Source organism: Synechococcus sp. MU1643 (genome assembly GCF_020514095.1).
In the GTDB taxonomy this organism is placed as follows: Bacteria; Cyanobacteriota; Cyanobacteriia; order PCC-6307; family Cyanobiaceae; genus Parasynechococcus.
The window spans coordinates 75,156-96,011 of the sequence record NZ_VTKY01000001.1 but is presented as its reverse complement, the minus strand read 5'-3'; the positions used below and the strand labels follow the sequence as shown (position 1 = coordinate 96,011).

The 20,856-nt window shown below is 58.5% G+C and carries 31 protein-coding genes; 16 read left to right on the top strand and 15 right to left on the bottom strand.

Features of this window, described 5'->3' with window-relative positions:
• Positions 1–227: 227 nt before the first annotated feature.
• Both FZX09_RS00560 and FZX09_RS00555 read left to right on the top strand, forming a co-directional pair.
• Positions 228–437 carry a hypothetical protein gene (locus FZX09_RS00560; RefSeq protein WP_226399159.1) on the top strand — a complete coding sequence of 70 codons (210 nt, stop codon included), beginning with the start codon at positions 228–230 and terminating at the stop codon, positions 435–437.
• A 278-nt stretch (positions 438–715) separates the two neighbouring features.
• The gene (locus FZX09_RS00555; RefSeq protein ID WP_226399158.1) at positions 716–1,006 is read left to right on the top strand and encodes a 2Fe-2S iron-sulfur cluster-binding protein; all 291 of its coding nucleotides are present in this window, start codon (positions 716–718) and stop codon (positions 1,004–1,006) included.
• A 207-nt stretch (positions 1,007–1,213) separates the two neighbouring features.
• On the opposite strand, the gene FZX09_RS00550 is transcribed toward FZX09_RS00555, so the two are convergent.
• The 3 genes from FZX09_RS00550 to FZX09_RS00540 all read right to left on the bottom strand — a co-directional run bounded on the left by FZX09_RS00550 (position 1,214) and on the right by FZX09_RS00540 (position 2,621).
• On the bottom strand, positions 1,214–1,441 hold the full coding sequence (locus FZX09_RS00550; protein ID WP_226399157.1) for a hypothetical protein: 228 nt from the start codon (positions 1,439–1,441) through the stop codon (positions 1,214–1,216).
• A 466-nt stretch (positions 1,442–1,907) separates the two neighbouring features.
• Complete coding sequence (gene dcd, locus FZX09_RS00545; RefSeq protein ID WP_226399156.1) at positions 1,908–2,432, bottom strand: dCTP deaminase; 525 nt, start codon at positions 2,430–2,432, stop codon at positions 1,908–1,910.
• 36 nt (positions 2,433–2,468) lie between these two features.
• Positions 2,469–2,621, bottom strand: coding sequence for a hypothetical protein (locus FZX09_RS00540; protein ID WP_226399155.1), 153 nt, complete (start codon positions 2,619–2,621; stop codon positions 2,469–2,471).
• Between the two features lie 496 nt (positions 2,622–3,117).
• Here FZX09_RS00540 and FZX09_RS00535 point away from each other — a divergent pair, with 496 nt between their 5' ends.
• Positions 3,118–3,561 (top strand): hypothetical protein, encoded by a 444-nt coding sequence (locus FZX09_RS00535; RefSeq protein WP_226399154.1) that lies wholly within the window; start codon positions 3,118–3,120, stop codon positions 3,559–3,561.
• Complete coding sequence (locus FZX09_RS00530; RefSeq protein WP_226399153.1) at positions 3,561–3,959, top strand: hypothetical protein; 399 nt, start codon at positions 3,561–3,563, stop codon at positions 3,957–3,959. Before FZX09_RS00535 ends, FZX09_RS00530 begins: the two co-directional genes overlap by 1 nt.
• 273 nt (positions 3,960–4,232) lie before the next feature.
• Here FZX09_RS00530 and FZX09_RS00525 read toward each other — a convergent pair whose 3' ends face one another.
• From FZX09_RS00525 to pdeM, 5 genes are read right to left on the bottom strand one after another with little or no spacing between them, the layout of a single operon-like run.
• Entirely contained in the window at positions 4,233–4,562 is a 330-nt protein-coding gene (locus FZX09_RS00525; protein ID WP_370624135.1) for a hypothetical protein, read from the bottom strand.
• A complete protein-coding gene (locus FZX09_RS00520; RefSeq protein ID WP_226399152.1) occupies positions 4,532–4,729 on the bottom strand; it encodes a hypothetical protein in 198 nt (65 codons plus the stop codon). The genes FZX09_RS00525 and FZX09_RS00520 overlap by 31 nt, the downstream gene beginning before the upstream one ends.
• A gap of 27 nt (positions 4,730–4,756) precedes the next feature.
• A complete protein-coding gene (locus FZX09_RS00515) occupies positions 4,757–5,326 on the bottom strand; it encodes a 4'-phosphopantetheinyl transferase superfamily protein (protein WP_226399151.1) in 570 nt (189 codons plus the stop codon).
• A 3-nt stretch (positions 5,327–5,329) separates the two neighbouring features.
• Complete coding sequence (locus FZX09_RS00510; protein WP_226399150.1) at positions 5,330–6,700, bottom strand: hypothetical protein; 1,371 nt, start codon at positions 6,698–6,700, stop codon at positions 5,330–5,332.
• A gap of 56 nt (positions 6,701–6,756) precedes the next feature.
• Positions 6,757–7,431, bottom strand: a complete 675-nt coding sequence (pdeM, locus tag FZX09_RS00505) for a ligase-associated DNA damage response endonuclease PdeM (protein WP_226399149.1) — start codon at positions 7,429–7,431, stop codon at positions 6,757–6,759.
• Positions 7,432–7,520: 89 nt separating this feature from the next.
• Between pdeM and FZX09_RS00500 the strand changes: the two genes are divergently transcribed.
• Positions 7,521–7,700, top strand: coding sequence for a hypothetical protein (locus FZX09_RS00500; protein ID WP_226399148.1), 180 nt, complete (start codon positions 7,521–7,523; stop codon positions 7,698–7,700).
• 87 nt (positions 7,701–7,787) lie between these two features.
• Complete coding sequence (locus FZX09_RS00495; protein WP_226399147.1) at positions 7,788–8,861, top strand: transporter substrate-binding domain-containing protein; 1,074 nt, start codon at positions 7,788–7,790, stop codon at positions 8,859–8,861.
• 8 nt (positions 8,862–8,869) lie between these two features.
• Here FZX09_RS00495 and FZX09_RS00490 read toward each other — a convergent pair whose 3' ends face one another.
• Positions 8,870–9,106: a CopG family transcriptional regulator gene (locus FZX09_RS00490; RefSeq protein ID WP_226399146.1), complete on the bottom strand. Its 237-nt coding sequence runs from the start codon at positions 9,104–9,106 to the stop codon at positions 8,870–8,872.
• Positions 9,107–9,190: 84 nt separating this feature from the next.
• Here FZX09_RS00490 and FZX09_RS00485 point away from each other — a divergent pair, with 84 nt between their 5' ends.
• The 3 genes from FZX09_RS00485 to FZX09_RS00475 are packed head-to-tail and all read left to right on the top strand — an operon-like array spanning position 9,191 to position 10,531.
• Positions 9,191–9,799: a PCC domain-containing protein gene (locus FZX09_RS00485; RefSeq protein WP_226399145.1), complete on the top strand. Its 609-nt coding sequence runs from the start codon at positions 9,191–9,193 to the stop codon at positions 9,797–9,799.
• Positions 9,777–10,031: a DUF6737 family protein gene (locus FZX09_RS00480; protein ID WP_226399144.1), complete on the top strand. Its 255-nt coding sequence runs from the start codon at positions 9,777–9,779 to the stop codon at positions 10,029–10,031. Before FZX09_RS00485 ends, FZX09_RS00480 begins: the two co-directional genes overlap by 23 nt.
• Positions 10,032–10,063: 32 nt before the next feature.
• Positions 10,064–10,531, top strand: a complete 468-nt coding sequence (locus FZX09_RS00475) for a WbuC family cupin fold metalloprotein (protein ID WP_226400288.1) — start codon at positions 10,064–10,066, stop codon at positions 10,529–10,531.
• Here the strand turns inward: FZX09_RS00475 and FZX09_RS00470 are convergent.
• On the bottom strand, positions 10,517–10,717 hold the full coding sequence (locus tag FZX09_RS00470; RefSeq protein ID WP_226399143.1) for a hypothetical protein: 201 nt from the start codon (positions 10,715–10,717) through the stop codon (positions 10,517–10,519). The genes FZX09_RS00475 and FZX09_RS00470 overlap by 15 nt on opposite strands.
• Positions 10,718–10,760: 43 nt before the next feature.
• Positions 10,761–12,296 carry an NAD(P)/FAD-dependent oxidoreductase gene (locus tag FZX09_RS00465; RefSeq protein WP_226399142.1) on the bottom strand — a complete coding sequence of 512 codons (1,536 nt, stop codon included), beginning with the start codon at positions 12,294–12,296 and terminating at the stop codon, positions 10,761–10,763.
• A 44-nt stretch (positions 12,297–12,340) separates the two neighbouring features.
• On the opposite strand from FZX09_RS00465, the gene FZX09_RS00460 reads away from it, so the two are divergent.
• Positions 12,341–12,880, top strand: a complete 540-nt coding sequence (locus FZX09_RS00460; RefSeq protein WP_226399141.1) for a rhomboid family intramembrane serine protease — start codon at positions 12,341–12,343, stop codon at positions 12,878–12,880.
• A 16-nt stretch (positions 12,881–12,896) separates the two neighbouring features.
• Here FZX09_RS00460 and FZX09_RS00455 read toward each other — a convergent pair whose 3' ends face one another.
• Positions 12,897–13,628: a peroxiredoxin-like family protein gene (locus FZX09_RS00455; protein WP_226399140.1), complete on the bottom strand. Its 732-nt coding sequence runs from the start codon at positions 13,626–13,628 to the stop codon at positions 12,897–12,899.
• 84 nt (positions 13,629–13,712) lie between these two features.
• On the opposite strand from FZX09_RS00455, the gene FZX09_RS00450 reads away from it, so the two are divergent.
• From FZX09_RS00450 to FZX09_RS00430, 5 genes are all read left to right on the top strand, one after another.
• Positions 13,713–14,111, top strand: a complete 399-nt coding sequence (locus FZX09_RS00450) for a hypothetical protein (RefSeq protein WP_226399139.1) — start codon at positions 13,713–13,715, stop codon at positions 14,109–14,111.
• 255 nt (positions 14,112–14,366) lie between these two features.
• Positions 14,367–14,534, top strand: coding sequence for a DUF4278 domain-containing protein (locus tag FZX09_RS11965; RefSeq protein ID WP_226399138.1), 168 nt, complete (start codon positions 14,367–14,369; stop codon positions 14,532–14,534).
• Positions 14,535–14,941: 407 nt separating this feature from the next.
• Positions 14,942–15,139: a hypothetical protein gene (locus FZX09_RS00440; RefSeq protein ID WP_226399137.1), complete on the top strand. Its 198-nt coding sequence runs from the start codon at positions 14,942–14,944 to the stop codon at positions 15,137–15,139.
• 28 nt (positions 15,140–15,167) lie between these two features.
• A complete protein-coding gene (locus FZX09_RS00435) occupies positions 15,168–15,416 on the top strand; it encodes a hypothetical protein (RefSeq protein WP_226399136.1) in 249 nt (82 codons plus the stop codon).
• A gap of 51 nt (positions 15,417–15,467) precedes the next feature.
• Entirely contained in the window at positions 15,468–15,677 is a 210-nt protein-coding gene (locus FZX09_RS00430; RefSeq protein WP_226399135.1) for a DUF2318 domain-containing protein, read from the top strand.
• On the opposite strand, the gene pepN is transcribed toward FZX09_RS00430, so the two are convergent.
• The 3 genes from pepN to FZX09_RS00415 form a co-directional block, all read right to left on the bottom strand.
• Entirely contained in the window at positions 15,667–18,270 is a 2,604-nt protein-coding gene (gene pepN / locus FZX09_RS00425; protein WP_226399134.1) for an aminopeptidase N, read from the bottom strand. The genes FZX09_RS00430 and pepN overlap by 11 nt on opposite strands.
• A 179-nt stretch (positions 18,271–18,449) precedes the next feature.
• Positions 18,450–18,749 (bottom strand): cAMP phosphodiesterase, encoded by a 300-nt coding sequence (locus FZX09_RS00420; protein ID WP_226399133.1) that lies wholly within the window; start codon positions 18,747–18,749, stop codon positions 18,450–18,452.
• Between the two features lie 216 nt (positions 18,750–18,965).
• On the bottom strand, positions 18,966–19,553 hold the full coding sequence (locus FZX09_RS00415) for a hypothetical protein (protein WP_226399132.1): 588 nt from the start codon (positions 19,551–19,553) through the stop codon (positions 18,966–18,968).
• A 108-nt stretch (positions 19,554–19,661) separates the two neighbouring features.
• Here FZX09_RS00415 and FZX09_RS00410 point away from each other — a divergent pair, with 108 nt between their 5' ends.
• Complete coding sequence (locus FZX09_RS00410) at positions 19,662–20,813, top strand: histidine kinase (protein ID WP_226399131.1); 1,152 nt, start codon at positions 19,662–19,664, stop codon at positions 20,811–20,813.
• Positions 20,814–20,856: the final 43 nt, after the last annotated feature.

The window sequence follows — 20,856 nt, the reverse complement described above, 5'->3', positions numbered from 1 at the left end:
CGAGAAGAGAACGAGGTTGCCCGCCACCAAACCTGCGGTAACAACAACAGCCGCGAAAACCTCTAAGCCTTCCGATGTTTTGGATTGCATGCCTCGATTATGCGCCGTTGGGTTGCTAATAGCGAGACCTTGTCTGGCTTTCAACGTGTCCGAACGAAAGGAGTCAATTGATACGTCAACCGTCGAATCAGGAGAGTTACGACGGAGCAGTTGATGCGCCCAGACCTGTGTCGCTCATCTCACGGTTTCACGACGACACAGGTGATGTGCCTCCGATCAAGTTCGAGACCGGGCATCAGGGGAAGGAGGCAGAACGCCTCAGTCGATACATCTGGAACCAAGTGATTCAACTGCTGCTGGCAGGCAAGGAGTTAGAGGCCAACTCGCTGTTAGAAGAATTTGATGAACCACCCCTTTGGGACGATCCAATCGACTGACAGACCATGGGAACTCCACTCACGCAATGGCTTCAGCTGGTGGACTGAGTGCTGCTCGCCACAACCCTGATTTGCTTAAGTGCGACAGGGGTTTTCTGAGTTGATCGATTGAATCAAAACACCCTCAAAAGTAATCGATCTAATCTGCAAAATCAGAGATCAATGACATCGGAATTGATCCGGTATCACTTGCTACAACGATCCCGAAGTCTTCCTTGAATGCATTAGCAGCGGTATCCAATCGGATTTTTGATTGATGCACGCATTGATTGAAACCAATGGCTTCGTATCAGGTCACAGTCACCACATCCGAAGGGTCGTCGACCTTTGCATGTGCCGACGATCAGTACATCCTGGATGCTGCAGAGGAAGCTGGTGCTGACCTGCCCTATTCATGTCGAGCTGGCGCCTGCTCCACCTGCGTGGGCAAACTTTCGAGTGGCTCTCTTGATCAATCGGATCAAAGCTTCTTGGACGATGAGCAGATCTCGAAAGGCTTCGCCCTGCTTTGCGTGGCTTACCCGACAAGTGATTGTCAGATCGCAGGGGAAGCTGAAGAAGACCTCTGATCACCTCCTGGCTGAAGAGGGCGGGGCGGTATCCCTATCGCCCCTCTTTTATGTTCAAGGTTTGGCCCCAGCGATTGTGGATTGTCCCAAGAAAAAGTCCCGGCATTTATTGGCGGGACCCCCGTCTCTCATGACGTGAATCATTTTTAGCAAAGTGCGTAAGCACTTATACGTACGGTTTATACAACTTCTTACGGCGAAGAGTGATCAAACCCTATCTCTGTTCTTTTTGACCAGCTCTAGTCCATTCACTTCAGCAATCACCTGATTCGCCCAGGCTGAATTCACCACGCGATAGGTGCCCAATGTCGCCATTGACTTAGCGCGAGCGTTCACGAAAGCTTTGAACTCCGTCTTGAAGCAGATTTCTTTCCTCCATTGAGCGTCATCGTCTTGGCGTTCGATGCAATACATGCCGAGAAGCTCGTTCAGCACATATAAGCCAGGCAATGCTCAAACATATTGAAATTGCAGAACTGCTTCGGGATCGCCTCTTCAGTTCCTCACAGTGGCTTGTTGCAGCGGCAGCAGGTGATACATAAGCGCTCCCACTGATTCCACCTGCAAGGAGCGGCGAAGCAAGGCTCGTCCTACGGATTAGACGCCAAAGAAAGCAGGGACTGCTTCTAAGGCTCCGAGACCCAACAGGAAAACAGCCGTGAGCAAGGCAAAGTCTTTTTTTTGAGTTAGCCACAGATGCAACGGTTGCTCCGACGAATGCCAAAAGAACACACCTAAAGAGAATCGGAAGAGCCAACATTGCGGAGGGTGTACGTCTCCGATGAGTTTTTTTTGTAAAGCCGCTGCGGTGCAGGGAACTAACGGCTCGATACCAATGTTGGTTTCCTTAATTCCTCTCAAAAGAGGTAATCAGACTGACGAAAGGCATCACCCTCGCCCCTTAAAAACTGCTCTGGCTCTGCCCAGCGAAGCGGCCCGCATAGTGCTCTTCACCATCCATCCGCTGAAAGATGAACTGACAGATCAGCGTGCCCGGAACCACCGCCAATGGAGCAGGGCCGAAATTGCTCATTTCCAGCACCTGATGACTGTCGATCCCCGGCCCCATAAATGGTGCACTGATATGCACCATCAACCCCAGGCGAGCAAAGCGACTGCGGCCCTCAAGCCAACCGCAAAGGCCTGGCCCGAGCATGACCCGCTCGCGGGTGATCCCCAGCACGGTCTCCCCCGGCATGATCAAGATGTGCCCGCCCTCTGGAATCTCCAGCTTGTCCGTGCATTCGCGGTAATCGGTGTGATCGCGAACCTCGATCACTTCATGCACCTTGCGGAACACCCGAAACGTGGAGCCGAGGGTGAGGTCCACCGATGCAGGCCCGACATGGTCGGCGCTGAAAGGCGTGATCGCGATCAGTCCGTCATCAACTGCTTGAAGAATGGCCTGACGTCCAAGCACCGCCATGGGTCGATCCCTTGATGGGCCATGAGTATGGACGCCTCAGACGCCTGGGTGCTCAAACAGAACCGTCGATCGCTCTGACTCGCTCAGCACGGCAGGGTCTTGCTTCCGAGGCTGCTCAAGCGGTGGAGCCTCGGGAAGCCGGAATGCTTTTTCGAGGCCTGCCTTGATGGCACCAAAGGGGTAGGTCATAAAAAAAGAGGACTGCCCACAGCCCCCTCGGAACGACTTGACGACGCATCCCTGCGCCTCCGTTACATTAGTCAACAAAGTTATGTAACGAGAGTCATGGCCTTCACCACCCAGGACCTTCTCATCGCGTTTGGCAGCTTCGGCATGGCCCTCTTCGCCCTGAACCTCTACAAACTGACCAAGCCGGCCAACGGCTGATCAGATCGGACATTTAAAGACCTGGAGCCGGCGACCTTCATCGGTTTGTATGTTCCCAGAGTGGAAGCAGTCCAGCTCTGCTGGGGGAAGCCGCGTGCCGACGTGAGTCGTGAAATGAGCAGCGCTTCTTACCCCAGTCGCCAACACAAGCGCGAAAGCTGCGAGTGAGAGGAGGAATTTGAGCAACACTCGCATCCAGCTCTGAGCAAAAGAGAGTTAAGTCTGGTCGGAAGACCCCGTCGATGGAGCCCCTCGAAGAAGAAACTCCTCCGTAGGCTGATCTTGGAAATCCTGGACAATGGACAAGACCAAAGAGCCGGTTGGTCATCTCAGCGCGATTATCGGGATTGGCCTTTTGCTCATTGGCCTCGTTGTCTTTGGAGTGTTCCAACAGAAGGCCTGGAGCCATCAAGCCGAACTCACTAACAGCTTCGAGGCATGCATGGAGAGCGCACCCTTCAAACAGTTTCTAAGGGTGCCGCGGCCAGAGGCTGTGCTCACGGACGAGCAACTGCAGAACCACTTTGAAGCCTTTGATCAGATGCTCAAAGAAACAGGTTTACCGCCCATTTGGAATGGCAAAACACTGGTTGCATGGAAGGAATTCCACAAAAACTCGATTGAGTTTGCAAGCCAATGCCATGGCCAGCTGGGCATCGATCAGCCTCAACGACAACTGAAGGGGACCTACGCCAAACCCGTTTGGGATCCCAACTCTCCCATCTGGCGGCAGGCTGATTGATGGGCACGCGTCGGTTCAAAGGGCTCTACCTGCAAGCCACCGGTGATCCATGCTGCTTTTCATTTGTGACGTACACACCACAAACCAAAGAACAAATGGTTGCTTGTGGAGATTTGGATGCAAGCGATGAATATTTTAATCCAGTGATTTTTGATTTTCTTTTGTTCGCATCAGAAGCTGCCCTTGGAGCACCATCTGGCGACTCATTCCCCATCAAATACGACGACGTCTCGATCATCACATCACGAAAAAGAGGATCAGGCATCCAGCATGAATACCTGATCAGGCTCTCAGACCAAGACTGGAATGATTCAAAGCAGTCTGCAATTGATCAACTACAAGACGTGTTAATGAGTGAGCAATGGAATGGAGCTCGGCTCACAGATTCGCGCGATTAAAAAAGCAGCGAGCCGCCGAGGGACAGCCGAGTCCTTTAGCTTGACTGCTTCAACAGTCATCACCATGATTCCAGAGCCCCACGAGCCCTTTGACTCCAACAGAAAGGAAGACTCGATCTTCCTAGTGGGCTCAATGTTCATTGTGATCTTACTCTTCCTTCTTTAAAAGAGAAAATGCTCATATCGAGCAGCTAATAAAAAAGCATCTGCTTAACCCGAGCAGATGCTTTTTGGCTATTTAACTAACATCAACGAACAGTTGCCAGGGAAAATTCAACGACGCGGCAGGCTCACTTGATACATCGTGTCGTCAACAGGTTTCCACTGCACAAGGTGAAGCCGGTCGATCTTGTTGTCGTCCAAACAATCCCAGATTGTGGCTCCAGACAGTGTTGCCATCGACCACACATCGCCCTGACTCTTCATCTGCTTGCGGTTGCGATCTTTCCATTCCGTCCAGTTGATTTTTGGGTATGAGCCAACCTGCTCACTCAGAATCACAACCGTGAATTCCACCGAACGCGAACCAAACCCGGAGGGGACTCTAAGTTGTTGAACTTCAATTCCCTGGTTCAGACCATGGGTTTGCGCCAGATCCGCCAAACCAGCCAGCCCGTCACCCCGAGCCAGAGGAACGCCACAGCCGAAAGGATCGGCACGACGATCAGATAGCTCCACACCCCTAGAGCCACCCAGGCCAGCAGAGACGTGACCAACGCCTTCTGGAAGTTGTTGGCCTCAGCCAGACGTTGCTGAAGACGAGATCTCACGCTGTTGCTTGGTGCTCCATCAGTCCTCTAGCCACGGATGCCCTCAGCGACAGCAACGCTGAAGCCCTCCTGCGTCCAGAGGCTGAGGGAATAGCGCGAACCATGCAGCCATGCCGCGGCTCCGTCCGGAGCGATGGTCACATTGGGGAGTCCGCCGCCCAGTCCCAGTCCTGCTGCCTTCAACACAGCCTCCTTTGCCGTCCAGGCCTGAATCAACGTCCAGTGCTGCAGGCAGGCTGTCGCATCAGCAGCCGAGGCAAACATGCGCCGCTTCAACAGTTCAGAGGCCACACGCAACGGCCGGTCCAGCGCTTCAACATCAATGCCAATCGGATCAGGCCCCACCACACCAAGGCTGAGGGATCTGGTGTTGGAAACACTGTGGTGCAGCGGAGAGTCTCGAAGCTGCGGCTTGCCATAAATCGTGCGGCCAATGTCATCCGAAGCAACCACCTGGCCTGCATCGGCGAACAGCCGGCAGGTGAGGCTGTCACTCATAGCCCGCTGTTCAGCGCGCGTTGGGGGTTGGGGGAGATGCGCCACCAACACCCGACGTTGCGTGCTGGGAATCGACCACCAGGACCAAACGGCTTCCAAAGCTCAATCCTGAACAGCAGGCACGGGCACCTGCGGTAGGGGCGGCAGAGCCGGCGGCGGCATCACCGGTGGGGCTGACTCATCCAGGAGAACCTCAGCAGGATTGAGCATCGGCTCATCGAGAACGATCGGCGGCGGCAGATCGGGGGGCAACGGCGCATAGGGCTGCGGCTCGGTCCAGCTGTCATCCGCATCAGGCTCAGCCGGCTCCAGCTCCCGGATCACAGCCGGCTGCTCGCGCAACACCAAAGGATCAGCCGTGATCGGGGGTTCCCGCAGGGGTGCACGATCCAGATCGACGCTGCGGTCATCGGCATCCGCAGGCGAGCCCGGCTTGGTGAGGGTGGAGGGCCCCCAGATCATCCGGGCCAGAGGTTCAACGCCCTGTTCCATCACCCGGTTCAAGCCCGCAAGAGCGCGATCGGCGAGGTGGCTGCCGAAAGACGAGACACAGTCGAAGGGGCCATCGCAGCCCTCATCCATCACCAGCCTGGGCGCCAGACCCGCGATCAAATTACCCCGAAGGGGAATCTGGCGGGGGCTCAACCGCAGCATGTAAGGGACATGCACAAAGCTGGTGGCACCGCCGCTGATCCAGTTGGCGTCTTCTTCGGTGAATCCCTTGACCCCGGGGATGATGAAGCGGCTCTTCGAGGCATGGTCAGGCATATAAGCCGCCAGGTAGCCCCGGCGACGGGCGAGGTCTTTGGTCTGCTCCAGGGTCAGGCCATCACGGCTCATCAGCACTTCCATGTGGCCGTCCTGACGCAGACCCATCACCATGCGAATCCGCGGCAGGTAGTAGCGGATCCGCTGGCCCATGCTGATGCTGTAGGCGCCCTTGTAGCTCTCAGGCGGCTCCTCGATGTCGTTGTAAAGGCTGTGCAGGCCGCCGATGAAGGTGTCGTAGATGCGGCTGCGCTCATCGGTCAGCTCCCCGTAGCTGAAATCAATGCTGCCGTCGTGGCGGATGCCGACGTAGGCCCGTTGGCGTGAAGCCGTGCGGTTACGCCCTCGCCAGACCTGGTTGCCGAATTTGAGATCCCCCAGAGGAACCGTTATCTCGCGACCGTCGTCGTCCACATGGCGCTCATACATCGGGCCGGACACGTAGGCCAGAGCAGCGCTGTCCTGGTAGGCGTCCTGTTCGCGATCCCAACCCTCCAGCAGCCCGAAGCGCACCCGCCGTGGATCGAGATCCAGCGCGTAAACCTCATCGTCGGGGATGTAGCGGAACGGCTTGGCATCCTGGCCGCGCTGCTGTAGGGAACCGGCAGGTTGATCCTCCAGATCGGAGCGCTCAGGAGCGACAGGCGCCAAGGCGATCAAGCCGCCGAACACCACAAACGGCACGGCCAGCAACAGCCAGCTCATACGCAGACGAATTCTGCGCTTGGGTCGAGGTCTGGGTCGCGGCGCAACAGGCTGCGTCACGCGATTCTTCGCTCTCGGTTTTTGGGGATTGGATCGAACCAAGGAACGATGGAGCCTTCAGCCACCAGCCATTGCTGGTAACGCTCGCCGCAGTCATGGCCTCCCGTCAACTGCCCGAAGGAAGGAATCACCAAACGCGGCCCATCCGGATCAAAGGCGAAGCAAGGCAAACGCAACTGATCGGAACGGCTGCGAATCCAGGTAGTGGGATGCAGGTGACCGCACACGTTCAAGAACCCCGGCTCAGGAACCCGTTCGGGCATATGGCTCAACCAGAGATTGCCCAAGCGCTGAGAAGGCTGCTGGGGCAAGCCTTCAATCCAGCTGTCCTGGTCATGGTTGCCACCGATCAGAACCACCGGGCAACCACACAGATCGGGCAGCGCCAGCAAGGTCTCGCGCAGGAGGGCGGTGATGCCGGTCCGGGCATGCACGAGGTCACCCAGCACAAACAAGCGCTGCGGTGACCAGACATTGCAGAGCTCAAGCAATGGATTGAGGGTCCCCTGATCCCCGTCGCTGGGCATGGGGATCCCATGGGCCTGGAACACCTCGGCCTTGCCGAGATGCAGGTCGGCGACAAACAGCTCGCGCCCCTCAGCCCGCCACAGGGCCCGCTGGGGCAGGAACGTGAGCGGGCTGTCGCCCCAAGACCACTCCAATGCGGTCATGAAGGGTGCAGATCGCAGATCTGTAGCGCTGGCTGCATTGGATGACTGACGTCGTGCCGCAAGCTTCGAGGGCCTCCAGAAGACTCATTGTGGCGCGGAGCAAGGGTCCACACCAGCTCGCGAGTTCAACCCTGCGCACGCTTGAACAACGGTTGAGCTTGCTGGAAGAGGAAGGCCGTTTCGAATGTGCCTATGCCCTGAGGATGGAAGTGGCCGACTGGCTGCTCGGGGCCGGGGATGCCAACCTGAGCGCACCATCACTCCCCTGACGTTTCCATGACCATTGCCCTGCTGATCGCGCTGGCGGGTTCCCTGGCGGCAATGGCCGTGATCGTGCGTCGTCTGGAACAGCGCTGATGGGAGGGGTCCGGCGCTGGTCCGTCGTCCTCGCGCTCGCTTGCTTCGGCAGCGCACTTCCCCTAGAGGCCAACCAACTGAAGGTGGGGGTCAGTGGATCGGCCCCCTTCGTGATCAAGAACGGCGAGCAGATCAGCGGCATCAGCCTCGAGATCTGGCGACGCGTCGCCGAAGACAACAACCTCAGCTACGAGCTGATTCCCCAGCCGACGCCCAAAGCCGGCATTGAAGCGGTTGATGAAGGCGTCATCGACGTGCTCGTCGGCCCAATCAGCATCACCTCCCGCCGCCTTGCCATCACAGGGATTGACTTCACCCAGCCCTACTTCCTGAGCAAGGAGGGCATTCTTCTTCCCCTGAAGGCCCCCTCCCTCTTCAGTCGCCTGGGGGTGTTCTTCGGCTGGGCCGTGATCTCCTCGATGTTGGTGCTGATCACCGTGCTGTTGGTGGTCGGCAGCCTGATCTGGCTGGCCGAGCGGCGCACGAACAGCGAACAGTTCCCCCGCGACTGGCTGCCCGGTATCAGCAGCGGCATGTGGTTTGCCCTGGTGACTTTGACGACCGTGGGCTATGGCGACAAGGCACCGATCACACGAACTGGCCGGGGCATCACCGGCGCCTGGATGGTGATCTCCCTGATCGCAGTGTCATCCCTGACCGCCAGCCTGGCCTCAGCCTTCACCCTTTTTCTCTCGGGGACCACCGAAGCAGCCATTGACAGTCCTCAACAGCTCAGCGGCCGCCGGGTCGCCGTCGTCGAAGGCACCGATGGCATGGAGCTGGCGGAAAACCGCGAGATGCGGGTCGTGCCAGCACCCAGCCTCGACAGCGCCGTTCAGTTGGTGCTGGATCGCAAGGCCGATGCCTTGATCTTTGATCGGCATTCGCTTCGTTACCACCTCAAACAGAACCCTGATCTTGCTGTTCGGATCGCACCGTTCACCCTCGCGGATGAGACCTACGGATTCGTGTTGACCCCCAACAGCGAGCTGCGCACGCGCTTGGGGGTGTCGATCCTGAAGCTCCAACAGAGTGGTGGAGCGGAAGCCATCACCGACAAGTTTCTGGATTGAACAGAGCCCTAACCCAGGGGGCGATGGCGACGCAGGGCCTCTTCCAAGAGGTAGGCAGCGAGATTGCCGCAACTGCGCCCTTCAGCGAGAGCGTGGCGCTTAAGGTCATCCATCACCCCGCGGGGCAGGGTGACATTGATGCGCTCCGAGCCGGCCGCATCCGCCACCGCAGCCGTGCTGGGAGCCACGGCCTGGGCCTCGATCCGCTGCTGCAACTCCTGAACCAGGTCTTGAAGGAGAGACACGATTTCGTGAAAATATGATCACAATAAATAAACAATATCGTGCAAGACAAGATTGCGTAATCTTGAGCTCCATTTTGAGGCGCCATGCAAACCCTGCCGATGAAGCTTGCTCCCGGCAGTGATCTGCGCCTCAGCCTCGAAGAGCTGGCCCAGCGGGACGGCATCAGCGGCTTCGTTCTAGGCGTGGTTGGCAACCTGACCAGGGCTTCGTTCCAGTGCCCTGGGCAGGCGGAGCCCACCGTCTTGGAAGGCGACCTTGAGGTGATCACCCTCAATGGAACCTTTTCCCCTGAGGGTGTGCACCTGCACCTGAGCCTCTCGGATGGAGCCTGTCAGGTGTGGGGAGGCCACCTGGAACCCGGCACGATCGTGCAGAAGGGCGTCGATCTGCTGATTGGTGTGCTGGAGCAACGCGAAGGCCGCCCCTCACGCCAAACCGCAGCAGCAGCTCCAAGGATCGAGATCGCCGTGCTGCCGGGATGCCCCTGGTGCAGCCGCGCCCTGCGCATCCTGAGAACCCTGGATCTGCCCCACACCGTCACCACCGTCAACGACGACGCAGCCTTCCAAGCCGTGCAGCAGCGCAGTGAAATGACCACCTTCCCCCAGGTGTTCATCGACGGATCAGTGATTGGTGGCTACGACGATCTCGCCGCCATGCAAGCCGCCGGTGAACTCGACGCCCTCCGCTGAACAGACGGAGCTGAAGCCTCAGGAACAGCCAAAGTTCTGGTCGCTGAAACCCTGGTGGTGCCAGCCCTGGTCCATCGTCTCCACGGGAGTGCTGGTGGTCGGAGGTTCCTGGGCCGTACTGCATCGCCTCTGGGTCAGCCTTCCTCTGGGCCTGGGTGTGCTGGCCTGGTGGCTGCTGTTTCTGGTGCTCGTCCCCGCCGCCTACCGGTCGGCAGCGGAGGCGAACCAATGACGTCCACACCCTTTCGCCGCATCGACCAGTAGCTGTTCGCCCAGGTTTCCGCCGAGGCCCGGCAGCACCCCCGCCTGCGCCTGGACCACAATTTCCACCGGGAACAGGATGCGGTTCAGCGATTCCTCAACGTGCTGCAGCCCGGCACCTATGTGCGGCCCCACCGCCACCGGCGCAACGGCTCTGGCACAGGCTTCGAATGTTTCCTGGTGCTGCAGGGCGCCATCGGACTGCTGCTGTTCAACAGTGAGGGCGACATCCAGCAGCAGCTCCATCTCAGCGCCAAGGGGCCCACCCACGGCAACGAGATTGCAGAAGATCAGTTCCACACTTTGGTGGCCCTGAAGGCCGACAGCGTGATTTTCGAGCTGAAACAGGGGCCCTACCAGCCCGCTCAAGACAAGGACTTTCTCAACGGCTTCCCCCTGGAGGGCACAACGGAGGCCGCCAGGCAGGAGTCGCAGTGGCGCGACCTTCTTTCAGGATCAGGCCTGACGTGAGGCTGATCGGGATCGCTGCTTCTCATCCAGCAATTCCCCTTCCAGCTGCTCGATCAAACGACTCACCAATGCCTGAAATTCCGGTTGGCAACCACGAAATGCAGCCTTGTGACGGATCGGCTCGTTTCGCATGCGCAGATCCGTGAGCATCAGCTGCAGCGAATCGATCCTGGCGTTGGAAGTCATGAACTGCGTCGGCGTTCCAAAACGAGGTTATGACGCAGATGCTTCATAGCCCTAGCTCCCGCAGCAAAGTATTTTGCTTCTCCGGACCGAGGACGGCATGGGCCGCCATCGCACCGCTCGCCGCCACGGGGGGTATGCCAATACCGGGGAAGGTGCTGGCACCACAAAGCCAGAAATTGGCGAGGGGCGTGGTCACACCAGGGAAGAGACCTTCAGCCGCTGAAAGGGCAGGGCCGTAACTTCCTTGATGAACATTGAGGAAATGGCTGTGGGTCAGCGGCGTTCCCTCCATGATCAGCTCGCAGCGGTCGCGGATGTCGGGAATACGGCGTTCAAGCACCCGCCAGAACACAGCGCATCGCTCCTGTTTTCTCTGCTGATATGCCGCACTGTCGCGCTCCAGGTCAGCCCATAACTCCCAGGGTTCGCTGGCCGGGGTGTAGGCATGCAGCACATGGCGACCGGCCGGAGCCATCGAGGGGGCCAACACCGACGGAATCGACAACACCACAGCATTGCGCTCAGCATCGATCCCACGCTCCCAGTCGTCGACCCAGACGGTGTGGATCGGCAAATCCTCCAGCCCCGTGGCATCAAAGCCCAGATGCAGATGCAGGAAGCCGTTGCAGGCCGGCGTGGCCTCGCGCTGACGCTGCCACTTCGGCGCAACGGACTCCGGCAGCAGACCAAGGGTGGACCAGATGTCGGCATTGCAGATCACCTGCTTCGCCGCAATCTGCGTTCCATCGGCCAAGGTCACACCCACAACACGATCCCCCTCCACCCGCAGCTGTTGCACCGCCGTGCCCGTCTGCAGACTGCCGCCGTGGGCCTCTAGGCCACGCACCAAGGCATCAACCACCGCAGCACTGCCGCCAACGGGGTAGTCGAGATGGGCTTCCGGTTCAAACCACTGGCCGAACAGCGTGGCCATGGCTGCAGCGTTGGTGTCTCCCATCGGCATGCCGCTGATCAGGAAGGAGAGCAAATCCACCCAATGGCGAAGGAAGGGATCGCTGAGGTGACGATCCACCAGGGGACCAAAGGAACCGGAGAGGTGACGCATCGCCGCGAGGTGCGGCAAGAGGCGTCCGCCGCGCTTCAGCAGTTGTGCCATGCCATCCACCCCAGGCCGCAGGGCCAGCAAAGGCAAAGCATCAGCAGCGGCGGCAATTGGCTGTAGCGCCTCTACAAAACGCCGCCATTCGGCGGCCACCTCGGGGCCGCGCAGGCTGCGCACCACAGCCTCAAAGTCGTCATGCCCAACGGCGATGCGCAGATCCCCTTCCGGCAACAGCACATCCCATGTGCGATAGGGAATCACCTCCAGGGTTTGACCCAGCGCGCGCAGCACCTGGGCCAGGGGATTGCTGCTGGGCCAACGCCCCAGGCCACTCCAGAGGGATGGACCGGATTCAAAGTGATAACCCTGGCGTTGAAAGCCATGGGCCGCCCCACCGGGTTGGTGATGGGCTTCCAGCACCAGCACCTCACGGCCGGCGCGGGCACACAAACCTGCGGCACAGAGTCCACCGATGCCGCTGCCGATCACCAGAACGTCGACGTCGCTTCTGATCATCCGCTCAGCATCCGCGTCATCATTGTGGTCATTGGCGCAAGATGATGCGCGCTCGACTGCTGCTTCCCCTGCTGATCCTGGCCTTGGCCTGGGGGCAGGAACTGATCGACCAACTGATCTTTGCGGGGCAGTGGAACCTGCCGATGGGCCCGGATCAACCGTGGTGGGGGGTCATCACAGCGCCGTTCAGCCATGCCGGCCTTGGGCATCTGATCTCCAACAGCCTGGCGTTTCTGCCCCTGAGCTGGCTGGTGCTCAGCCGGGGGATGCGCGATTACCTGAGCGTCTGGCTGTCAGTGTTGCTGATCAACATTCCCGTCGCCCTGTTCTGGCCGGCCCGCAGCCATGGACTCTCGGGGGTGGTTTACGGACTGCTGGGCTACCTGCTGCTGATCGGCTGGCTGGAACGTCGCATTTTGTCGATGGTCCTTGGCCTGGTGGCGTTCTGGCTCTACGGCTCAGCCCTGATCGCCTTGATCCCCGGTGTCTCACCCGCCGGCGTCAGCTGGATTGGCCACAGCTCAGGCTTCATCGGCGGATTGGTAGCGGCTCTTGCGGTGTATCGCGAGCCTTCCGCCAGTTGAAGACAGCTGGTTTAGCTCAGCCCTCAGCCAGAACCTCATCGAGAAATGCCAGGGGGCGCTCCATGGTGGCTGAGTAGCCGAGCAGGCTTTGATCGCGGTGGCAGTAGATCACGCTGTCATCCCCATCGAGGAGAACGGTGGCACCGCGCTGGGTGATGTAGTCGTCACAGGGCACATAGGTGCTCCAGTTCTGAAGCACTTCGTTCATGTTGCGCAGACGCTTGGTGGCGAGCTCAAACGGTCGCTGAAACCCCGCGCCACCAGCCCGGCGAAACAGAGCACCCTGGAAGCGCGGTATGGGAAATGCTTCAACCCACTCATCGTCGTCAAAAATCTGGGCAGCCGAGCGATCTCCGGTGTAGCCGCGCAGCACCTCGCGCAAGGTGCCGGGCGAACCGACGCCGGCGCACATCAGCAAAAAGCCAGGCCATGGCCCACCGGGGAGCTTCAAGCCGGCCTCCAACCCCAGGGACTGATGCAACAGCGGTGATGGATCAGCGATCAGCTGCTGCAGAGGAAAACTGGTAAAGGCCGCGAAGCGCTCTGCACTGCCGGCGTTGCCGATTCCGAACAGCTGAACCTTGACCCCAACCGCCGCCAACTGGGGAAGCCTTGGCACCAGCGCCTGGGCGTATTCGATTGAATCGAAATCACCAAGTTGGCCCAGAACAACAACAAGGCGCTTGCAGCCGCTCTCCATGCCGGCAATTCCGGCCAGCCGTTGCAGCAGTGGGTCTAAGGGAATCATCCGGACAGGCTGACATTCCACAGCCGACAACGTGGATTGCGCTTGCGCGCCGCCTGACAGACTCACAGCAAAGGAAGGAAGCAGGTGGGCAAGAAATCTGGCTTCACAACTGCTGAGATCGAGGAGATCAAGCGTCTGTATTTGCAGGAAGGGCGATCGATCCTCCAGATCCCCAAAATCCTGGGCAAAGGCAGTGAAAACTCTGTGCGCAACGCGCTGCATAAGGCGCGGGTCAAGCATGAACCCGAAGAACGCACCAAGCTTGAGCGATTCAAGCCAGAGCAAGTTTTTGGCAACGTCACGCTCTTAAAGCGACTGAAAAAAGCGAAAAAACTGAAGTTCCATGCCCGCTGCTCCTGTGGCTACGAATTTGATGTGGATCCGTTTCGGCTGACGCTGCCGGAACATCACAAAGACAGAATTTCTGCATGCCAACGCTGCAGCAAAGCGCAAACGGAGGAACGCTCCAGGCCTCAAGCCTGAGCAAATCAATCAAGGAAAGTTCAACAGCACGAATAAAACCAACAAAATATTTCAAGCGCTTCACATGAACCGACACAAAATCCAATAACTCGCCTCAACCCCTTTCCCCTGTCATGGCAGGCACAGAGAACAAAACTTGTATCAAGCCGACGCGGCTTTAACAATGGCTATAGAACAAGGTATTAAACGGAACCTTGCAGAATTTTTACGGCGACGTAGAGCATAAAAAGTTTTTTATTCTTCCCTATTCACTTCATGGAACTCACTTTCTTGGGAAACAAATATGCAAAGACAGAAACAGTATCTGTAAGGCCAACCATTCAACTGAAATACATGGGGAAAAGCTATCGGACTGAGCAAATCAAATCCGTTCGCAATTGCGTTGCTCTGACCTACCGGGGCGTCTCGTACTCCAAAGCCTGATCAGGCTTTGGGCCATAGCCCTGATGGCGCAGCCAGAACTACGGCGTAACAGCGCAGGATGGACAAAAAATGGCGCGATGAGACTTCTGATCACAGCCCTCATCGCGTCCTGCACTTTGGGCTTACCGGCGAGGAGCGCGGAACCGATCCCTCTCGTGGTGGTTCCCTTTGATGCCGCATGGGGGTCGCGACGTCTTCACGTTCAACCCGCAGCCTTGTTGCCTCCACCCCCAATCCCTGGTCGAAGTTCAGCCAGCGAAGCCGAGGCTGAACCAAAACCGCAGCGTCAACGCTGGTGTCGGGGCGGCTGCTGAACGCAGCGTGGCTGTCACCTGGCCTCGTTCTGAGTAAACCGAAAGGAGAAGCAATCCCATCGGGCATTAAAGATGCGATATGCGGCTCTATTGATGGCCAGCCTCCTTTTGGGATCCACGGCTCTTGCGGGCGGGAAGCGCGCCACAGCCCAAGGCCCGTCTGAGCAGTTCGCCACCGCCGAGGCGATGCGGGTGATCCCGAAAGGGGCAACGATCACCGAGACAACCTGCAAAAGCATTGATGTGGGAGCCAGCAGCCGCTATCAGTGCACCATCACGTACAGCCCCTGAGCTGATTGATGAAAGGCTGGCGTGCTGAGTGTGGACCCTGGCTCTTTTGGGGATCCCAGCGGGGGGGCGCGCCGAATTTGATCAGTGCCGCTTGATCGATCAAGTGCTGAACCGCCTGGGCAACGCCATGGCGGTCAATCGGTTGATCATTGCTGAAAGCAGTGACAACTCAGCAGTTGCTGCGGCCAGTGACGCTTTGGCCCAACAGAACGAGAGCTACCGGAGTACCAAACGCCAACGCTCCAAGGCCGGCTGCGACGGCTGGCAAAGGGACTGACTGGCTGTCTGACGAACTCCAGGCAAGCTGGTGAAACCTGATTGAGAGATCTTGGCCTTCACCGTCTGCCAGAACTGCGGAAGCCGACGGTTTCGTTCAGACCGATCGATGGGCGGTCGGCTGGTCTGTCAAGACTGCGGCACTCCAGCTGGAAGCCGAGCTATCCGTGCAACGCCCCGGAGCAGCCGACGAAACAACGGAAAGCTCTGGTTGGTGATCCTGCTGATCGCGGTGATCGTGCTGGTGGTGGTCACCTCGTGAGCAGCTGCACGACTTCGGCCGTATTCGCCGACAAGGAATTGGCGGCCAACTGGTCGATGGCCTGACGCATGACCGATTGCCGCTCGGGGCCGTAACTGGCGCAGCGGCTGAACACCTTGGCCATCCGTGACGCGGTGATCGGATTGCGGGAATCGACCGCTGCAATTTGCTCCGCCATGAACCGGTAACCACTGCCATCGACGGCATGAAATGCCCGAACATTGGCGGTGAATCCACCGAGAACAGCGCGAAGGGAATTGGGCGCCAGGGGATCGAAGCGCGGGTGGTCCAACAGCTGTTGAACCCGCTCCAATGCGTTGGATCTGGGGGCTGATGCCTCCATCGCAAACCAGGCATCCAGGATCACGGGCTTGTCTTGCCAACGCTCGTAAAACAGAGCCATTGCCTTCTCACGCTCTGCGCTCTCCTGCGGCAACAAGGCCCGCAGGGCTCCCCGCGCCAAGGTCATCGAGGGTCCGGAAACCGCCGCCAAGGCTTCGGCTTGCACCGTGGCATCGCCCGCCGCAGCAAGCCAGCGCCAGGCCAAAGCCGTCAGGGCACGACCGCCCTGGCCAGCCGGCCAAGCCAGGGTCCAGTCAGCCCGGGCCAGCTCTAGAAGTCGACGCAGGGACGACTGCAATTGAACGCCAATCTCCTGGGTCCACGCCCGGAAGGCTTGATCCAGCGCCAACGGATCCACCGGAGATTGCAACGCCTCCAGTTCCGCCATTCCCGGCAGCGCCAGCAGCGCTACCAGGCCCATGCCATCACCACCGTCGTAGGCGCAGATCCGCTGATCGAGAGCCTGAATCAGTGCCGCCTCCACCGCAGGCTTCGGCTGGTTTTCAGCCCGCGCCAAAAGCACCTGGCGTGCCAGGCGCTGGGCCGCATCCCAGCGACAGAAGGAGTCATCGTCGGAAGCCAACAGCTGCAGGCACTCCTCCAGCGGCTGCTCGAGACGCACGTGCACCGGCGCCGAGAAGCGGCGGAGCACCGAAAGGGCAGGAGGGGTGTCGCCCGGCTGGCCCTGCAGGGTGATGCTGGCGCGCTCAGCCTCCATCACCAGCAGCTGCTCGTCACCAACACGGCCTTGCTCACCCACCAGGGCCATGGCAACCGGCAGCACCAGGGGCTGTTTGTCCGCTTGTCCCGGCGTCGGAGGGGTCGCCTGGTGCAAGTTGACCGTCAGCTGACCCGATTCAGGGTTCCACTGACGTTCAATGCTGAGTTCCGGAGTTCCTGCCTGGTGATACCAGCGCTTGAAACGTTCCAGATCAAAGCCAAGGGGCTCGCCCTGACTGGTGGCACCATCAGCGATCGCCTGAACAAAGTCTTCCGTCGTGGCGGCCGTGCCATCGAAACGTTGCACGTAAACCTCCATTCCCTTCATGAACCGCTCCGGTCCAAGCAGGGTGCGCAGCATGCGGATCAATTCCGCACCTTTTTCATAGATGGTTGTTGTATAGAAGTTATCGATCGCCTGGTATTCCGCTGGCTTCACAGGGTGCGCCGTGGGGCCAGCGTCCTCATGAAATTGGGTGTTGCGCAACATCGCAACATCCTCAATGCGCTTTACCGCTTCCGAATGTAAATCTGCGGTGAAGCATTGATCACGGAACACCGTCAAGCCTTCTTTAAGCGACAGCTGGAACCAATCCCGGCAGGTAATGCGATTTCCGCTCCAGTTGTGAAAGTATTCATGGGCGATCACACTTTCGATGCGTTCAAGTTCAGCATCGGTGGCTGTTGCCGCATCAGCCAGAACAAGCTTTGAGTTGAAAATATTCAGACTCTTGTTCTCCATCGCGCCCATATTGAAGTGACGGACGGCAACGATGTTGTATTCATCAAGGTCGTATTCAAGGTTGTAAACCGATTCGTCCCATTGCATGGATCGCTTTAACGAGGCCATGGCGTGGGCCGTGAAGGGTTCATCCCCCTCCTCCACATGCAATCGCAGGGTGACCTGCCGGCCCGACGCCGTTGTGTACTGATCACGAATCTCTCTGAGGTCTCCGGCCACCAGGGCGAACAAATAGGAGGGCTTGGGGAAGGGGTCATCCCAAGTAATCGCATGACGATCAGCGCCTACGGATTCCTCCTGAACCGCATTGCCATTGCTCAGCAGCACAGGGCAGCTGCTGCGACTGGCCTCAATCCGCACTTGCCATCGGCTCAGCACATCCGGGCGATCGGGGTGCAGGCTGATGCGCCGGAATCCCTCGGCCTCGCACTGGGTGCTCAGCAGACCACCACTGGCATATAAGCCTTCGAGCGAACTGTTGGAGTAGGGGTCCAGACGGCAACAGGTCTCCAGAACAAACGGCTGGCCCGGCACGTCGGGAATGGTGAGACGTCCGTCGGTGAAGCTGTAATCCTCAGGCTGCAAAGGCGTCTGATCGATCGCCAGGGATTCGATGGCCAGATCAACACCGAACAGCACAAGGGGCTCTCCGGACCGGCCCGGGTCAAGGCTGAGCCTGGATATCACAACGACATGGTCGCTCTGGATGTTCACGTCCAGGGCGATGGCGGGGAGCTCAAACGCCCATGGCGTGTAATCCACCAGACGAATCGAAGCAGCAGCAGACATGGCCTAACGACGCGAGCAGGAAATGATCCTGACGGACGAGCCCTAAAACCGAGACGTTTCAAGCGAAAACCTTCAGCCAGGGGGGCAGCCTTCAAACAGCAGCAGAAGACAACAGAACATATGAAAAAGCGTCTGACCTCAATCGGCCAAAAATGCAAGTACTGAAGACTGAAAAGGAATTATTTTTTGCCGGGCTTCAACGAGGCAGCAGCTTTTTCAAAACGAGCTTTTTCTGCTGCGGGGACTGATTTAGGGCAGAACTTCAGCGCTCCTCCCACAATCATGAATCCTGCATTGTTGAGAAATCGCTTCTCGGGCAAGGGCTCTTTGCTGCCGGAAAGTAAACCACCGTGCTTGCCATAAATCACATGCAACTGACCGGCGAGAGCCACTGCCAAAGATTTGCTGAAATCAATCTTTTGAGCCCTTGCCTCACAAAAGGTGGAAATCGACATCACTCCGTAGGTGTTGACCTCCATGGCTGTAGCGGGAGAGGGCTTGTCCTTGGAGGCTTGGGCCAGAGCCGTTGCGGGTGACAGCAAGGGGGCTGCCAGCAAAAAAGCTGCGACAGCAAATGAACGACGAATCACCTGGTTCCCTGGCAGCGTCAATTTTTTGCAACTTACCGCCCATGCCAAAGCTGGCCGAGGCTTAGGCGCGGTTGTTGAACTGGGCCATCAGCACATCGGTGTCGTTCAGTCGTCCTCGATCAGCGGCAGGGGATCGGACATTCGAATCTCATGATGGTGCTCAACGATCGAGAGATCACCGTTCTCCCAGCTGTAAATGGCGCGATAGCGGTAGCGGTCCTGATCGACAAGGCGAATGTGCTCAAGGATGTCCCACTGCTGATAGTGGGATTCGAGGATGGTTTCGTGCTCATCAACTTGACGCAGCCGGGTGCGCACCGGGTCTCCCGTTAGATAACCGCGACTTCTCTGAAGTTGATGACCCCACAATGTGGCTTCCATCACTCCACTACGCTCAAACCAGGGCTTGCGGGCAAAAAATTCGTCGCAATGCTGGTCTTCTTGGTCAGACCACCAGCTGAAGCGGTAGCGGCTCTCACCCACCTCGGGGTGTGCGAATGCCTCCATCTTGAGGTTCATGTCCAAGTGGAGAACCTGGTCGTCACTGAAGCTGTATTGCCGCCGAGAACGCCATAACCCCAGATTCCGGCTGAACCAGCGGCGCAGGTTGCTATCAACCTGAATCGAGGGCTGGTCAGCCACTCCGCCGGGAACGGTCAGAGGAACACGGTTTTGCGCGGAAAAAAGCGACATGGACCGCGTCAATGACGCAACGGAGTGTTCCTGTTCGTCTTAGCGCTGCTGGCGGTGCAGTCAAAAACCCATAAGGTAAGCATCGGTTTTTGCTGTCTTGCAGTCCGCGTGGTCAAGGACGCTCCCAAGACACGGCAAACGCTGACGCTATTGCTGGTGGCTGCTCGACATCACCTGTCGGGTCAGGACCTCCGTTCCTTGGTGCAGTTCCTGGAACGGGAGGACCTGGGCTTCGAAGTCACCCTGCAGGTTGCCGATCCCGCACAACAACCCGAACTGCTTGAACTGCATCGCCTCGTGGTGACGCCAGCGCTGATCAAACTCTCGCCGAACCCCAAGCAGGTTTTTGCCGGAAGCAACATTCTTCAGCAACTCAAAGGATGGGTGCCCCGCTGGAAACAGGATGGGGTGGTGAGCGGCCTTGGCCTCAGCCTCAGGCCGACCGAACTGGATGGCAGTCGAACCCAAAAAGAACTCCAGCTGGAGGATCAGCTGCTGGTGTTGCGGCAGGAGAATGAAACGCTGATCGATCGCGTCAGCGCTCAGGAACGACTGTTGCGCATGGTGGCCCATGAACTGCGCACACCACTCACGGCAGCGGCGTTGGCCCTGCAAAGCCAGAAGCTGGGCCAGATCGATATGGATCGCTTTCAAGATGTGATCACCCGTCGACTTCAAGAGATGGAGGCGCTGTCAAAAGATTTGCTGGAAGTGGGCACCACCCGATGGGAAACCCTGTTCAACCCACAGCGGCTTGACCTGGCCAGCGTTTCAGCCGAAGTGATCCTCGAGCTTGAAAAATTTTGGCTGGGCCGCAACGTTGAGATCAAAACCGATATTCCGGCTGACCTGCCCAAGGTCTTTGCCGATCAGCGGCGCATGCGTCAGGTGATGCTGAATCTTCTGGAAAACGCCCTGAAATACACCAACGATGGTGGGCACATTTCGCTCACGATGCTGCATCGCACCAGCCAGCGGGTTGAGGTGAGCGTTTGTGACAGTGGACCGGGCATTCCGGAGACGGAACAGCAGCGAATTTTTCTGGATCGGGTGCGGCTGCCGCAAACCTCCGACCAAACCACCGGCTACGGCGTGGGGCTGTCGGTCTGTCGCCGCATCGTCGAAGTGCACGGCGGCAAGATCTGGGTGGTTTCGGACCCTGGCGAGGGTGCCTGCTTCACCTTCACAGTGCCGATCTGGCAAGGACAAGGTGTCGAATGGGGTCAAGCTGTCTTGACGGAGGGTCCGACCAAGCCCTAGTGTTCACAAGTGATCAGAAGCACAGACTGCTCGCTGATTACGG

Bases quoted from the DNA above. Each gene is read 5' to 3' on its own strand.
- FZX09_RS00555 (WP_226399158.1), top strand. From the start codon at position 716: ATGGCTTCGTATCAGGTCACAGTCACCACATCCGAAGGGTCGTCGACC.
- dcd (WP_226399156.1), bottom strand. From the start codon at position 2,432: ATGGCGGTGCTTGGACGTCAGGCCATTCTTCAAGCAGTTGATGACGGA.
- FZX09_RS00540 (WP_226399155.1), bottom strand. From the start codon at position 2,621: ATGACCTACCCCTTTGGTGCCATCAAGGCAGGCCTCGAAAAAGCATTC.
- FZX09_RS00535 (WP_226399154.1), top strand. From the start codon at position 3,118: ATGGACAAGACCAAAGAGCCGGTTGGTCATCTCAGCGCGATTATCGGG.
- FZX09_RS00530 (WP_226399153.1), top strand. From the start codon at position 3,561: ATGGGCACGCGTCGGTTCAAAGGGCTCTACCTGCAAGCCACCGGTGAT.
- FZX09_RS00510 (WP_226399150.1), bottom strand. From the start codon at position 6,700: ATGAGCTGGCTGTTGCTGGCCGTGCCGTTTGTGGTGTTCGGCGGCTTG.
- pdeM (WP_226399149.1), bottom strand. From the start codon at position 7,431: ATGACCGCATTGGAGTGGTCTTGGGGCGACAGCCCGCTCACGTTCCTG.
- FZX09_RS00495 (WP_226399147.1), top strand. From the start codon at position 7,788: ATGGGAGGGGTCCGGCGCTGGTCCGTCGTCCTCGCGCTCGCTTGCTTC.
- FZX09_RS00485 (WP_226399145.1), top strand. From the start codon at position 9,191: ATGCAAACCCTGCCGATGAAGCTTGCTCCCGGCAGTGATCTGCGCCTC.
- FZX09_RS00470 (WP_226399143.1), bottom strand. From the start codon at position 10,717: ATGACTTCCAACGCCAGGATCGATTCGCTGCAGCTGATGCTCACGGAT.
- FZX09_RS00465 (WP_226399142.1), bottom strand. From the start codon at position 12,296: ATGATCAGAAGCGACGTCGACGTTCTGGTGATCGGCAGCGGCATCGGT.
- FZX09_RS00460 (WP_226399141.1), top strand. From the start codon at position 12,341: ATGCGCGCTCGACTGCTGCTTCCCCTGCTGATCCTGGCCTTGGCCTGG.
- FZX09_RS00455 (WP_226399140.1), bottom strand. From the start codon at position 13,628: ATGATTCCCTTAGACCCACTGCTGCAACGGCTGGCCGGAATTGCCGGC.
- FZX09_RS11965 (WP_226399138.1), top strand. From the start codon at position 14,367: ATGGAACTCACTTTCTTGGGAAACAAATATGCAAAGACAGAAACAGTA.
- FZX09_RS00440 (WP_226399137.1), top strand. From the start codon at position 14,942: ATGGCCAGCCTCCTTTTGGGATCCACGGCTCTTGCGGGCGGGAAGCGC.
- pepN (WP_226399134.1), bottom strand. From the start codon at position 18,270: ATGTCTGCTGCTGCTTCGATTCGTCTGGTGGATTACACGCCATGGGCG.
- FZX09_RS00420 (WP_226399133.1), bottom strand. From the start codon at position 18,749: ATGGAGGTCAACACCTACGGAGTGATGTCGATTTCCACCTTTTGTGAG.
- FZX09_RS00415 (WP_226399132.1), bottom strand. From the start codon at position 19,553: ATGTCGCTTTTTTCCGCGCAAAACCGTGTTCCTCTGACCGTTCCCGGC.